Annotated in this window: 9 protein-coding genes; 5 read left to right on the top strand and 4 right to left on the bottom strand. The window is 51.3% G+C overall.

Features of this window, described 5'->3' with window-relative positions:
• Positions 1-20 precede the first annotated feature (20 nt).
• Together K0778_RS04530 and inaA are read left to right on the top strand one after the other, a co-directional pair.
• The gene (locus tag K0778_RS04530) at positions 21-1,211 is read left to right on the top strand and encodes an MFS transporter (RefSeq protein WP_063084519.1); all 1,191 of its coding nucleotides are present in this window, start codon (positions 21-23) and stop codon (positions 1,209-1,211) included.
• A gap of 80 nt (positions 1,212-1,291) precedes the next feature.
• On the top strand, positions 1,292-1,942 hold the full coding sequence (gene inaA / locus K0778_RS04525) for a lipopolysaccharide kinase InaA (protein ID WP_058055506.1): 651 nt from the start codon (positions 1,292-1,294) through the stop codon (positions 1,940-1,942).
• A gap of 53 nt (positions 1,943-1,995) precedes the next feature.
• On the opposite strand, the gene yfaE is transcribed toward inaA, so the two are convergent.
• From yfaE to nrdA, 3 genes are all read right to left on the bottom strand, one after another.
• The gene (yfaE, locus tag K0778_RS04520; protein WP_000135040.1) at positions 1,996-2,250 is read right to left on the bottom strand and encodes a ferredoxin-like diferric-tyrosyl radical cofactor maintenance protein YfaE; all 255 of its coding nucleotides are present in this window, start codon (positions 2,248-2,250) and stop codon (positions 1,996-1,998) included.
• Positions 2,250-3,380, bottom strand: a complete 1,131-nt coding sequence (nrdB, locus tag K0778_RS04515) for a class Ia ribonucleoside-diphosphate reductase subunit beta (protein ID WP_000332037.1) — start codon at positions 3,378-3,380, stop codon at positions 2,250-2,252. Before nrdB ends, yfaE begins: the two co-directional genes overlap by 1 nt.
• A gap of 233 nt (positions 3,381-3,613) precedes the next feature.
• Complete coding sequence (gene nrdA / locus K0778_RS04505) at positions 3,614-5,899, bottom strand: class 1a ribonucleoside-diphosphate reductase subunit alpha (protein WP_001075172.1); 2,286 nt, start codon at positions 5,897-5,899, stop codon at positions 3,614-3,616.
• 127 nt (positions 5,900-6,026) lie between these two features.
• On the opposite strand from nrdA, the gene ypaB reads away from it, so the two are divergent.
• On the top strand, positions 6,027-6,170 hold the full coding sequence (ypaB, locus tag K0778_RS28290) for a protein YpaB (protein WP_001300064.1): 144 nt from the start codon (positions 6,027-6,029) through the stop codon (positions 6,168-6,170).
• 424 nt (positions 6,171-6,594) lie between these two features.
• Entirely contained in the window at positions 6,595-10,353 is a 3,759-nt protein-coding gene (gene yfaL, locus K0778_RS04500) for an AIDA-I family autotransporter adhesin YfaL/EhaC (RefSeq protein WP_063084526.1), read from the top strand.
• Between the two features lie 139 nt (positions 10,354-10,492).
• Here yfaL and ubiG read toward each other — a convergent pair whose 3' ends face one another.
• Positions 10,493-11,215, bottom strand: a complete 723-nt coding sequence (gene ubiG / locus K0778_RS04495; protein ID WP_058055545.1) for a bifunctional 2-polyprenyl-6-hydroxyphenol methylase/3-demethylubiquinol 3-O-methyltransferase UbiG — start codon at positions 11,213-11,215, stop codon at positions 10,493-10,495.
• A gap of 146 nt (positions 11,216-11,361) precedes the next feature.
• Between ubiG and gyrA the strand changes: the two genes are divergently transcribed.
• Positions 11,362-13,989: a DNA topoisomerase (ATP-hydrolyzing) subunit A gene (gene gyrA, locus K0778_RS04490; RefSeq protein WP_001281225.1), complete on the top strand. Its 2,628-nt coding sequence runs from the start codon at positions 11,362-11,364 to the stop codon at positions 13,987-13,989.
• Positions 13,990-14,090 lie beyond the last annotated feature (101 nt).

Below are 14,090 nucleotides of genomic sequence, written 5' to 3'. Positions count from 1 at the left end.
ATTTGAACGGGTCGTTTAGTATGAAAGAAAAATTATGGACGAAAGATTTTTGGGCAATCACCATTATTAGCTTTATTATCTTTTTCGTCTTTTATGTGTTGCTGACCTTATTACCTATTTATATCTCCGATCGTCTCCATGCATCCCCTGATAAAGCTGGTCTGCTGGTGACATTATTTTTAATTGCGGCGATTGTTATTCGCCCCTTTGCCGGGAAATGGGTGGGTAAATATTCGAATAAAACTATTCTGGTGCTCTCTTCTCTGGCCTTTTTGGTGGTCACTGCGCTGTATCCTTTTTGCCACTCAATAGAATCACTGCTTTTTATTAGGGTGCTTCATGGTATTACCTTCGGGGTTATCACAACGGTAAAGGGAACGATTTCCGCGCGGCTGATCCCGGCCTCCCGACGTGGGGAGGGCATCAGTTTTTTCTCTCTGGCAATGGGGCTGGCAATGGTGGTCGGGCCGTGGATTGGCCTGAATATGGCGCGCTGGGAGGCCTTTAATATGGCTTTCTGGTTATGTACTGGCGTTGCGGCGGTGGGGATTATCCTGTCGCTGATTATGACCGTGCCGCCGGTTATCAGCCATGCCGACGGTTCAAAGCCAAAGATGGGCTTCGCCGCCATGTTCGATCGCGCGGCATTGCCGTTTGCCATGGTTACATTCTTTATGACCTTTTCGTATGCCGGGGTTTCTGCCTTTCTGGCGCTTTACGCCCGCGAACTTAATCTGATGTCGGCGGCCAGTAATTTCCTGCTCTGCTACGCCATCTTCCTGATGATCTGCCGTACCTTCACCGGTAATGTTTGCGACAAAAAAGGCCCGAAATATGTGGTTTACCCCTGCCTGCTGTTCTTTACGGTTGGGCTGGTGGTTCTCGGCTACACCCAGGGCAGCGTAATGATGGTCGTTTCTGGCGCGTTGCTTGGTATCGGGTATGGTTCCGTGACGCCAGTTTTTCAGACGCAGATTATCAGTTCAGTGGAACCGCATAAAATCGGTGTCGCAAACTCCCTCTTCTTCAATGCGATGGATGCAGGCCTGGCGCTGGGAGCCTGTGTGATGGGGATGATGGTTGCACATACTGGCTACCGAATGATTTATCTGCTGGGCGCACTATTAGTGGTAGTGGCTGGTGGAGTCTATGCGCTGCAAATGAAGGGTAAAAGCGGTGTCGCGCTAGTAGTGGCAAAAGAAATTCATTAATACGACACGTTTCATTAAGATTTTTCGCAGGTAACCACCTATAGTCATTGTCGTTAATAAAAAATGACAGGCGATAGGGTATGGCAGTTTCAGCAAAGCACGACGAATTTAATCACTGGTGGGCAACAGAGGGCGACTGGGTTGAAGAGCCTAACTATCGCCGTAATGGTATGAGCGGGGTGCAATGCGTCGAGCGCAACGGCAAAAAGCTATATGTAAAGCGCATGACGCATCATCTGTTTCATTCCGTACGTTATCCTTTCGGCCGACCAACGATTGTCCGTGAGGTTGCGGTAATTAAAGAACTGGAACGGGCCGGTGTCATCGTGCCGAAGATCGTTTTTGGTGAAGCGGTGAAAATTGAGGGGGAATGGCGCGCGTTGCTGGTGACTGAAGATATGGCGGGGTTCATCAGCATTGCTGACTGGTATGCCCAGCATGCAGTAACGCCTTATTCTGACGAAGTACGGCAAGCCATGTTGAAAGCAGTGGCGCTGGCGTTTAAGAAAATGCATAGCGTTAATCGTCAGCATGGCTGTTGTTATGTTCGCCATATCTATGTGAAAACAGAAGGTAAGGCAGAAGCTGGTTTTCTTGATCTGGAGAAAAGTCGTCGCCGCTTGCGTCGCCATAAAGCGATTAATCATGACTTCCGCCAGCTGGAAAAATATCTGGAGCCGATCCCCAAAGCGGACTGGGAGCAGGTAAAAGCGTATTACTACGCCAGGTAATCGTTGTAGGCCAGATAATACGCGTAAGCGTCGTATCTGGCACTACAACCAATTCACATCTCGATTTCAATATCGCCTTTTGCCCGGCAACAACAGGGCAAAATTTCCCCCGGCTGAATAAAGGCTAACGGTTCGGCAATCCAGTCCACCTGGCCTGCAACCAGGCGTGTGCGACAGGAGCCGCAGTAACCTTCGCGGCACTGGTACTCAACCGCCACATTGTGGGATTCCAGCGCCGCCAGAAGGGAAGGGTGTTCATCCTGGCACAGCAGTTGTGTGCCAGTGATGCGCAGGGTAACGCGGGCCATCAGAGCTGGAAGTTACTCAAATCGTCGGTGTCCACTTCCGAGTCAATCTGCCCGACCAGATAAGAACTCACCTCCACTTCCTGTGGAGCAACCTGCACGTTATCAGACACCAGCCAGGTGTTGATCCACGGGATCGGGTTGGAGCGCGTCTGGAACGGCAGATCCAAACCGACTGCCTGCATGCGGATATTGGTGATGTATTCAACGTACTGGCAGAGAATGTCTTTATTCAGACCAATCATCGAACCGTCACGGAACAGATAATCCGCCCAGTCTTTCTCCTGTTGTGCCGCCTGAACAAACAGGTCATAGCATTCCTGCTTACACTCTTCGGCAATTTCCGCCATCTCAGGATCGTCCGCGCCGCTGCGCAGCAGATTCAGCATATGCTGGGTGCCGGTCAGGTGCAGGGCTTCGTCGCGGGCAATCAGGCGAATAATTTTGGCGTTGCCTTCCATCAGTTCGCGTTCTGCAAAGGCAAAGGAACAAGCAAAGCTGACGTAGAAGCGGATCGCTTCCAGCGCGTTAACGCTCATCAGGCAGAGATACAGTTTTTTCTTCAGCTCGCGTAGGCTAACGGTCACGGTTTTACCGTTAACAGTGTGGGTGCCTTCGCCCAGCAGGTGCCAGTAGCTGGTCATTTCGATCAGCTCATCGTAGTAGCTGGAGATCCCTTCCGCACGTTTCTGGATCTGCTCGTTGGTGACGATATCGTCAAACACAACAGACGGATCGTTAACGATATTACGAATGATATGAGTATAGGAACGGGAATGAATCGTTTCTGAGAACGCCCAGGTTTCTACCCAGGTTTCCAGTTCCGGGATCGAGATCAGCGGCAGCAGTGCCACGTTCGGGCTACGACCCTGAATGGAGTCCAGCAGCGTCTGATATTTCAGGTTGCTGATAAAGATGTGTTTTTCGTGTTCAGGCAGCGCTTGGTAATCGATACGGTCACGAGAAACGTCAACTTCTTCCGGACGCCAGAAGAAAGAGAGCTGCTTTTCGATCAGCTTTTCGAAGATGTCATATTTTTGCTGATCGTAGCGAGCCACGTTGACCGGCTGACCAAAGAACATCGGTTCTTTGAGCTGATCATTTTTCGTCTGTGAAAAGGTGGTATATGCCATGAGTGTGTCCTGTTGGGAGTTTAATGCCGGATAAGGCATTTTACGCCGCATCCTGTGCCTGATGCGACGCTGGCGCGTCTTATCAGGCCTACAAATCCGAGCCGTAGGCCGGATAAGGCGTTCACGCTGCATCCGGCACCCGGAGCCTGATGCGACGCTGGCGCGTCTTATCAGGCCTACAAACCGAGCCGTAGGCCGGATAAGGCGTTTACGCCGCATCCGGCATCTCAATATCAGATCTTACATGCGCCGCTTTCGCAGCCATCGTCCTGGATTGACGGCACCAGATCGTCCTGCGCGTCTTCAGCACCGTCACGGGTGTTCTGATAATACAGCGTTTTGACCCCGAATTTGTAGGCGGTGAGCAGGTCTTTCAGCAATTGCTGCATCGGCACTTTTCCTGACGGGAAGCGTGACGGATCGTAGTTGGTGTTAGCAGAGATCGACTGATCGATAAATTTCTGCATGATACCCACCAGTTGCAGGTAGCCATCGTTACCCGGCATTTCCCACAGCAGCTCATAGGCGTCGTGCAGATGCTCGTAGTCCGGCACTACCTGGCGCAGAATACCGTCTTTCGACGCTTTGATGCTGACATAACCGCGCGGTGGTTCAATACCGTTAGTGGCGTTAGAGATCTGTGAAGAAGTCTCGGACGGCATCAGGGCAGAAAGCGTGGAGTTACGCAGGCCGTGCGTTTTGATTGACTCACGCAGAGCTTCCCAGTCGTAATGCAGCGGCTCATTAGCGATGGTATCCAGATCTTTCTTATAGGTATCGATCGGCAGGATCCCTTTCGCGTAAGTGGTTTCGTTAAACCACGGGCACGCGCCTTGCTCTTTCGCCAGCTCATTAGACGCTTTCAGCAGGTAATACTGAATCGCTTCGAAGGTTTTATGCGTCAGGTTGTTGGCGCTGCCGTCGGAGTAGCGTTTACCGTGCTTCGCCAGGTAGTAAGCGAAGTTGATCACACCAATACCCAGCGTACGACGCCCCATCGCTCCACGTTTAGCGGCCGGGATCGGGTAATCCTGATAATCCAGCAGCGCGTCGAGTGCGCGTACTGCCAGAATCGCCAGCTCTTCCAGTTCATCCAGGCTATTAATTGCGCCCAGGTTGAAAGCAGACAGCGTACACAGCGCGATTTCACCGTTCTCGTCGTTGACATCATTCAGCGGTTTGGTCGGCAGGGCGATTTCCAGGCACAGGTTAGACTGGCGCACTGGCGCGATGGCCGGATCAAACGGGCTATGGGTATTGCAGTGGTCAACGTTCTGAATATAGATACGACCGGTAGACGCACGTTCCTGCATCATCAGCGAGAACAGCTCAACGGCTTTCACACGCTGCTTGCGGATGCTGTCGTCTTTCTCATATTTGGTGTACAGGCGTTCAAACTCTTCCTGATCGGCGAAGAACGCGTCGTACAGCCCCGGTACGTCGGACGGGCTGAACAGGGTGATATCTTCACCTTTCAGCAGACGGGTATACATCAGTTTGTTGATTTGTACCCCGTAGTCCATATGACGCACGCGGTTGCCTTCAACCCCACGGTTGTTTTTCAACACCAGCAGGCTTTCCACTTCCAGATGCCACATCGGGTAGAACAGCGTTGCTGCACCGCCACGCACACCGCCCTGAGAGCAGGATTTCACCGCTGTCTGGAAATGTTTGTAAAACGGAATACAGCCGGTGTGGAATGCTTCGCCACCGCGAATCGGGCTACCCAACGCACGAATACGCCCGGCGTTAATGCCGATCCCGGCACGCTGGGAAACGTATTTAACAATCGCGCTGGAGGTGGCGTTAATGGAATCCAGGCTGTCGCCGCACTCGATCAGTACGCAGGAGCTGAACTGACGAGTCGGGGTACGCACGCCGGACATGATTGGCGTCGGCAGCGAAATTTTAAATGTGGAAACCGCGTCGTAAAAACGCTTCACGTATTGCAGGCGTGTTTCACGCGGGTAGTTCGAGAACAGGCACGCAGCAACCAGAATATAAAGGAACTGGGCGCTCTCATAGATTTCGCCGGTCACGCGGTTCTGTACCAGATATTTGCCTTCCAGCTGCTTAACGGCAGCATAAGAGAAGGTCATATCACGGTCGTGATCGATAAACGTGTCCATCTGCTTGAACTCTTCTTCCGTGTAGTCTTCCAGCAGATGATTATCGTATTTGCCCATCTCGACCATTTTCACCACGTGGTCGTACAGCGCAGGCGGCTCAAACTGGCCATAGGCTTTTTTACGCAGGTGGAAAATTGCCAGGCGCGCGGCGAGATACTGATAATCCGGCGCATCACGGGAGATCAGGTCTGCGGCAGCCTTGATAATGGTTTCGTGGATGTCAGAGGTCTTGATACCGTCATAAAACTGAATGTGGGAGCGCAGCTCGACCTGGGAAATCGAAACGTTATGCAGTCCTTCTGCCGCCCAATCCAGAACGCGATGGATTTTGTCGAGATTGATGCGCTCTGTGCTACCGTCGCGCTTTGTCACCAGCAGATTCTGATTCATGTATGTCGTACCTGTTTTTGGAATTCTTTCCGCAATAGATTCATGCAGACTACCTGTAGTGAGGGAAGCTGCTAAGAACACTATATATAGGGGGTATGTTTGGGATTTACTGCAAGATAGTGTGAAAATGGCCCTCTTGCAAGTGCATAACTTTGTGGATAACTCAGGAAGGAAAAAGTGGCTTTCGCGCACCTTAGGTCAGACAAGGTGTCCGGGAAAGTCAATGGGAAGAGAAAAATTTGTTAAAAATAACTGTTCGGCGATTTCTTGAACGGCAGAATAGTATGGGTAAATTGATATAAATGGTTTATTAATCTTGTTGCTAATGATTGCCAAAATTGATCTAAGCACGAGTCATCACATAATCTGATGTATCAGTTGTGGTCAATATATAAGCGAATGTAAGCGATTGTTGAGTCGGAAATGGTTGTTTTCTATTCGGTTATTGTTAAATACCAAGCCAATTTGTTACTTTTGCATATATTATAAGAATATTATTTATTACTTTAATTCAGTTTAAATATAACCGATTTACCTTAAGGTTATTAATTTGAATTATGACACACTGATATTATTCATCAAATAATAACAAAATAGTCATTGCGCCGGGTTGTACAATTTACAAAAGAAATATACCCCATAGCGCATAATACGATTAAATACGCCGTCTTATAGAAAATGATGGTTAGATGAATATGCGGATTATCTTTCTACGCAAGGAGTATTTATCTTTACTCCCGTCAATGATTGCATCTCTTTTCTCTGTTAACAGTATCGCGGAGGTTTTGGATTCATGCCAGGGATATGATATCAAAGCGAGTTGTCAGGCCAGCAGGCAAAGCCTTTCAGGCATTACGCAGGACTGGAGCATCGCCGATGGGCAATGGGTGATTTTTTCGGGTATGGCCAATAATGCCAGCGGTGGGGCCGTATTTTTGCAGCAAAGTGCTGAATTTACGATATCGCCACATAATGAAACTGGAATGACTCTGTTTGCCAATAATACTGTCTCAGGAGAATATAATAATGGCGGGGCAATATTTGCTAAAGAAAACTCAACGCTGAATCTTACTGATGTTATTTTTTCCGGTAACGTCGCAGGCGGCTATGGTGGCGCAATCTATTCTTCTGGTACTAATGATACTGGTGTCGCCGATTTACGTATCACTAACGCCATGTTTAGCAATAACATCGCTAATGATGGCAAAGGCGGCGCAATTTATACCATCAATAATGATGTCTATCTAAGTGATGATGTTTTTAATAATAACCAGGCATATACATCAACAAGTTACAGTGATGGCGATGGCGGTGCAATCGATGTCACCGATAATAATAGCGATATCACGCATCCGTCAGGTTTCACAATAATAAATAACACCGCATTTACAAATAACACTGCCGAAGGTTATGGCGGGGCAATTTATACCAATAGCGTGACGGCTCCCTATCTTATTGATATTTCTGTTGATGACAGCTACAGCCAGAACGGCGGTGTGTTAATCGATGAGAACAATAGCGCAGCAGGCTATGGGGATGGTCCTTCCACTGCGGCGGGCGGCTTTATGTATCTCGGCTTAAGTGAAGTTACCTTTGATATTGCCGACGGAAAAACGCTGGTTATCGGCAATACAGAGAATGATGGAGCTGTTGACTCTATTGCTGGTACCGGGTTGATCACCAAAACAGGTTCCGGCGATCTGGTACTTAATGCAGATAACAATGACTTTACTGGTGAGATGCAGATTGAAAACGGTGAAGTTACCCTGGGTCGCAGCAACTCCCTGATGAATGTCGGAGATAATCATTGCCAGGACGATCCGCAAGACTGCTACGGTCTGACGATAGGGAGTATTGATAAGTACCAGAATCAGGCAGAGCTAAATGTTGGCTCCACCCAACAAACCTTTGTGCACGCATTGACGGGCTTTCAGAATGGCACTTTAAATATCGATGCTGGTGGCAATGTTACTGTTAATCAAGGCAGTTTTGCTGGCACCATCGAAGGTGCTGGTCAGCTCACCATTGCGCAAAACGGCAGCTACGTGCTGGCAGGGGCGCAGTCGATGGCGCTAACTGGCGATATAGTCGTTGATGATGGCGCGGTGCTTACGCTAGAAGGCGACGCTGCAGATCTCGCCGCTCTCCAGGACGAGCCGCAGTCGATCGTGTTAAACGGCGGTGTGCTCGGTCTCTCTGATTTCTCCACCTGGCAGAGCGGCACATCATACAACGATGGCCTTGAAGTCAGCGGCAGCAGCGGAACGGTTATCGGCAGTCAGGATGTGGTAGATCTTGCAGGCGGAAACGATATGCATATCGGCAGCGACGGGAAAGATGGCGTCTACGTGGTGGTCGATGCGGGTGATGGGCAGGTCAGCCTGGCAAATGACAATCAATACCTCGGCACAACGCAAATTGCTTCCGGTACGCTGGTGGTGAGTGACAACTCGCAGCTTGGAGATACCCACTATAACCGCCAGGTTATCTTTACCGATAATCAACAAGAAAGCGTGATGGAGATTACTGCCAATGTCGATACTCGCTCTACAACGGTTGAGCATGGGCGTGATATTGAAATGCGCGCCGACGGTGAAGTGGCAGTTGATGCGGGGGTAGACACGCAGTGGGGCGCACTGATGGCTGACAGCAGCGGGCAGCATCAGGATGAGGGTAGCACATTGACTAAAACGGGGGCTGGCACCCTGGAGCTGACCGCCAGCGGTACGACGCAGTCTGCGGTACGTGTTGAAGAAGGTACCCTGAAAGGCGATGTTGCGGATATTTTTCCTTATGCTTCGTCGCTGTGGATTGGTGACGGAGCAACGTTCGAGACTGGCGCAGATCAGGATATCCAGTCTATTGATGCGACTTCCAGCGGCACTATCGACATCAGTGATGGCACCGTTTTGCGCCTGACGAGTCAGGATACTTCCGCCGCACTGGATGCCTCGCTGTTTAACGGCGACGGTACGTTGGTGAATGCCACCGATGGCGTGACGTTGACAGGCGAGCTTAATACTAACCTGGAAACTGACAGCCTGACCTATCTTTCCGATGTGACGGTTAATGGTGATCTAACCAATATGTCCGGTACAGTCAGTCTGCAAAATGGCGTCGCTGGCGATACGCTCACGGTAAACGGTGATTACACCGGCGGCGGTACGTTGTTTCTCGACAGCGAATTAAACGGCGATGACTCGGTAAGCGACCAACTGGTGTTGAACGGCAATACCTCGGGTAACACGACCGTGGTGGTTAACCCCATTACCGGCACTGGTGAACCGACTTCTACAGGTATTAAAGTGGTTGATTTCACTGCTGATCCCACGCAATTTCAAAACAATGCGCTGTTTAGTCTTGCGGGCAGCGGCTACGTTAATATGGGAGCGTATGACTACACGCTGGTGGAAGATAACAACGACTGGTATCTGCGATCGCAAGAAGTCACTCCGACGCCGCCGCCCGATCCGGACCCGACTCCAGATCCTGATCCCACGCCGGATCCTGATCCAACACCCGACCCAGCTCCAGCCCCTACGCCTGCCTACCAGCCGGTGCTGAACGCCAAAGTTGGTGGCTATCTCAATAACCTACGTGCGGCAAATCAGGCATTTGTGATGGAGCGACGCGATCACGCTGGTGGCGATGGTCAGACGCTGAATTTACGTGTTATCGGCGGAGATTATCATTACACGGCGGCAGGGCAGTTGGCCCAGCATGAAGACACTTCTACGGTACAGCTTAGCGGCAACTTGTTAAGCGGATACTGGGGCGATGATGGCCAGTGGATGCTAGGGGCCGTGGGCGGCTACAGCGATAACCAGGGTGACAGTCGATCAAACATGACCGGAACTCGCGCTGATAGCCAGAACCACGGTTATGCCGTTGGGCTGACCTCAAGCTGGTTTCAGCGCGGTAGCCAAAAACAGGGGGCCTGGCTGGATAGCTGGCTGCAATACGCGTGGTTTAGCAATGATGTTTCCGAACAAGGCGATGGTGCGGATCATTACCACTCGTCGGGGATTATCGCCTCGCTGGAAGCCGGGTATCAGTGGTTACCGGGGCATGGAGTGGTGATTGAACCACAGGCGCAGGTGATTTATCAGGGCGTGCAGCAGGATGATTTTACAGCCGCTAACCATGCGCGCGTGTCACAATCGCAGGGCGATGATATCCAGACGCGGCTGGGTTTACACAGCGAATGGCGTACCGCTGTTCATGTCACACCAACATTAGATCTGAATTATTATCACGATCCCCATCCGACGGAAATTGAAGAAGATGGCAGCACTATCAGTGACGATGCGGTGAAGCAACGGGGGGAAATAAAAGTGGGAGTAACGGGCAATATCAGTCAGCGAGTGTCCCTGCGTGGCAGCGTGGTGTGGCAGAAAGGAGACAATGATTTTGCCCAGACGGCAGGGTTTTTGTCGATGACGGTGAAATGGTAATCGCTGTCTGACCGGCACTATTGCCGGATGCGGCGTAAACGCCTTATCTGGCCTACGGGAGCATTTGTAGGCCTGATAAGACGCGGCAAGCGTCGCATCAGGCATTGGCACGGTTGCCGGATGAATCCAAACAACAACCTCACTTATTCTGCGTGTGCAGCATATAGTTCACATCTACGCCGGGACCGAGCTTAAAAGTGTTAGTAATCGGGTTGTAATGCAGTCCGATCATATGCCGTTCTTTTAGACTGGTCTGATCCACCCAGCCCAGCAATTCTGCCGGTTTAATAAACTTCTTCACATCATGCGTACCTTTAGGCACCATGCGTAAAATATATTCCGCACCAACCACCGCCATCAGCCACGACTTGCCGTTGCGGTTAAGCGTCGAGAAAAAAACATCGCCGCCCGGTTTCACCAGTTGCGCACAGGCTCTGACCACTGACTGCGGATCGGGGACGTGTTCCAGCATCTCCATGCAGGTCACCACATCATAATGCCCGGCATGTTTTGCCGCGTGCTCTTCCACGGTTTCCTGCACGTAATCCACCTGAATGCCACTTTCCAGCGCGTGCAACTTTGCCACCTGCAATGGCTCAAAGCCCATATCCAGACCGGTCACCGTCGCGCCTTCCCGCGCCATGCTCTCGGCCAGAATGCCGCCGCCACAACCGACATCGAGCACCTTTTTGCCAAATAAACCGCCAGCACGCTCGGCAATATAGCCCAGACGCAGCGGGTTAATGCGGTGCAGCGGTTTGAACTCACCTTCCAGATCCCACCAGCGGGAGGCGACGGCTTCAAATTTAGCGATCTCTTCGTGGTCTACGTTATGGTTTACCGGCGATTTTTCGGCATTCATTGGCACTTCTACTCCGTAATTGGCAAGACAAACGAGTATATCAGGCATTGGAGGTGAATAAAGCGTATAGGTTTACCTCAAACTGCGCGGCTGTGTTATAATTTGCGACCTTTGAATCCGGGATACAGTAGAGGGATAGCGGTTAGATGAGCGACCTTGCGAGAGAAATTACACCGGTCAACATTGAGGAAGAGCTGAAGAGCTCCTATCTGGATTATGCGATGTCGGTCATTGTTGGCCGTGCGCTGCCGGATGTCCGAGATGGCCTGAAGCCGGTACACCGTCGCGTACTTTACGCCATGAACGTACTAGGCAATGACTGGAACAAAGCCTATAAAAAATCTGCCCGTGTCGTTGGTGACGTAATCGGTAAATACCATCCCCATGGTGACTTGGCGGTTTATAACACGATCGTCCGTATGGCGCAGCCATTCTCGCTGCGTTACATGCTGGTAGACGGTCAGGGTAACTTCGGTTCCATCGACGGCGACTCTGCGGCGGCAATGCGTTATACGGAAATCCGTCTGGCGAAAATTGCCCATGAACTGATGGCCGATCTCGAAAAAGAGACGGTCGATTTCGTTGATAACTATGACGGCACGGAAAAAATTCCGGACGTCATGCCGACCAAAATTCCTAATCTGCTGGTGAACGGTTCTTCCGGTATCGCCGTAGGTATGGCAACCAACATCCCGCCACACAACCTGACGGAAGTCATCAACGGTTGTCTGGCGTATATCGATGATGAAGACATCAGCATTGAAGGGCTGATGGAACACATCCCGGGGCCGGACTTCCCGACGGCGGCAATCATTAACGGTCGTCGCGGTATCGAAGAAGCTTACCGTACCGGTCGCGGCAAGGTATATATCCGCGCCCGTGCGGAAGTGGAAGTTGACGCCAAAACCGGGCGTGAAACCATTATCGTTCACGAAATTCCGTATCAGGTGAACAAAGCGCGCCTGATCGAAAAAATTGCGGAACTGGTAAAAGAAAAACGCGTGGAAGGCATCAGCGCGCTGCGTGACGAGTCTGACAAAGACGGTATGCGCATCGTGATTGAAGTCAAACGCGATGCGGTCGGTGAAGTGGTGCTCAACAACCTCTACTCCCAGACCCAGTTGCAGGTTTCTTTCGGTATCAACATGGTGGCATTGCACCATGGTCAGCCGAAGATCATGAACCTGAAAGACATTATCGCTGCGTTTGTTCGTCACCGCCGTGAAGTGGTGACCCGTCGTACCATTTTCGAACTGCGTAAAGCTCGCGATCGTGCTCATATCCTTGAAGCATTAGCCGTGGCGCTGGCGAACATCGACCCGATCATCGAACTGATCCGTCATGCGCCGACGCCTGCAGAAGCGAAAACGGCGCTGGTTGCTAATCCGTGGCAGTTGGGCAACGTTGCCGCGATGCTGGAACGTGCGGGCGATGATGCTGCGCGTCCGGAATGGCTGGAGCCAGAGTTCGGCGTGCGTGATGGTCTGTACTACCTGACCGAACAGCAAGCTCAGGCGATTCTGGATCTGCGTCTGCAGAAACTGACCGGCCTTGAGCACGAAAAACTGCTCGATGAATACAAAGAGCTGCTGGATCAGATCGCGGAACTGTTGCGTATTCTTGGTAGCGCCGATCGTCTGATGGAAGTGATCCGCGAAGAGCTGGAGCTGGTTCGTGAACAGTTCGGTGACAAACGTCGTACTGAAATCACCGCCAACAGCGCAGACATCAACCTGGAAGATTTGATTACTCAGGAAGATGTGGTAGTGACGCTCTCTCACCAGGGCTACGTGAAGTACCAGCCGCTTTCTGAATACGAAGCGCAGCGTCGTGGCGGGAAAGGTAAATCTGCCGCACGTATTAAAGAAGAAGACTTTATCGACCGACTGCTGGTGGCGAACACCCACGACCATATTCTGTGCTTCTCCAGCCGTGGTCGCGTCTATTCGATGAAAGTCTACCAGTTGCCGGAAGCCACTCGTGGCGCGCGTGGTCGTCCGATCGTCAACCTGCTGCCGCTGGAACAGGACGAACGTATCACCGCGATCCTGCCGGTGACTGAGTTTGAAGAAGGTGTGAAAGTCTTCATGGCGACCGCTAACGGTACTGTGAAGAAAACCGTCCTCACCGAGTTCAACCGTCTACGTACCGCTGGTAAAGTGGCGATCAAACTGGTTGACGGCGATGAGCTGATCGGCGTTGACCTGACCAGCGGCGAAGACGAAGTAATGCTGTTCTCCGCTGAAGGTAAAGTGGTGCGCTTTAAAGAGTCTTCTGTCCGTGCGATGGGCTGCAACACCACCGGTGTTCGCGGTATTCGCTTAGGTGAAGGCGATAAAGTCGTCTCTCTGATCGTGCCGCGTGGCGATGGTGCAATCCTCACCGCAACGCAAAATGGTTACGGTAAACGTACTGCGGTAGCGGAATACCCGACTAAGTCGCGTGCGACGAAAGGGGTTATCTCCATCAAGGTTACCGAACGTAACGGTTTAGTGGTTGGCGCGGTGCAGGTAGATGACTGCGACCAGATCATGATGATCACCGATGCCGGTACGCTGGTACGTACTCGCGTTTCTGAAATCAGCATCGTGGGCCGTAACACCCAGGGCGTGATCCTTATCCGTACTGCGGAAGATGAAAACGTGGTGGGTCTGCAACGTGTTGCTGAACCGGTTGATGAGGAAGATCTGGATACCATCGACGGCAGTGCTGCGGAGGGGGACGATGAAATCGCTCCGGAAGTGGACGTTGACGACGAGCCAGAAGAAGAATAATTTCATCGCCTCATGCCAAAAGGGAGTTATCTCCCTTTTTTGAATTGAAGTCCAGGCTGCAAAGTCTGGGCTTTTGTCGTATTAGGGCGCGGTAAAGTTTT

It is taken from the genome of Escherichia sp. XD33 (assembly GCF_019375075.1).
Classification (GTDB): Bacteria; Pseudomonadota; Gammaproteobacteria; order Enterobacterales; family Enterobacteriaceae; genus Enterobacter; species Enterobacter flexneri_A.
Note: the sequence above shows the minus strand (reverse complement) of the source record. Positions and strands in the feature narration are given on the sequence as shown.

Excerpts from the sequence above, each read along its gene's own strand:
- yfaL (WP_063084526.1), top strand. The coding sequence starts at position 6,595 with ATGCGGATTATCTTTCTACGCAAGGAGTATTTATCTTTACTCCCGTCA.
- K0778_RS04530 (WP_063084519.1), top strand. The coding sequence starts at position 21 with ATGAAAGAAAAATTATGGACGAAAGATTTTTGGGCAATCACCATTATT.
- inaA (WP_058055506.1), top strand. The coding sequence starts at position 1,292 with ATGGCAGTTTCAGCAAAGCACGACGAATTTAATCACTGGTGGGCAACA.
- yfaE (WP_000135040.1), bottom strand. The coding sequence starts at position 2,250 with ATGGCCCGCGTTACCCTGCGCATCACTGGCACACAACTGCTGTGCCAG.
- nrdB (WP_000332037.1), bottom strand. The coding sequence starts at position 3,380 with ATGGCATATACCACCTTTTCACAGACGAAAAATGATCAGCTCAAAGAA.
- gyrA (WP_001281225.1), top strand. The coding sequence starts at position 11,362 with ATGAGCGACCTTGCGAGAGAAATTACACCGGTCAACATTGAGGAAGAG.
- nrdA (WP_001075172.1), bottom strand. The coding sequence starts at position 5,899 with ATGAATCAGAATCTGCTGGTGACAAAGCGCGACGGTAGCACAGAGCGC.
- ypaB (WP_001300064.1), top strand. The coding sequence starts at position 6,027 with ATGGCCCTCTTGCAAGTGCATAACTTTGTGGATAACTCAGGAAGGAAA.
- ubiG (WP_058055545.1), bottom strand. The coding sequence starts at position 11,215 with ATGAATGCCGAAAAATCGCCGGTAAACCATAACGTAGACCACGAAGAG.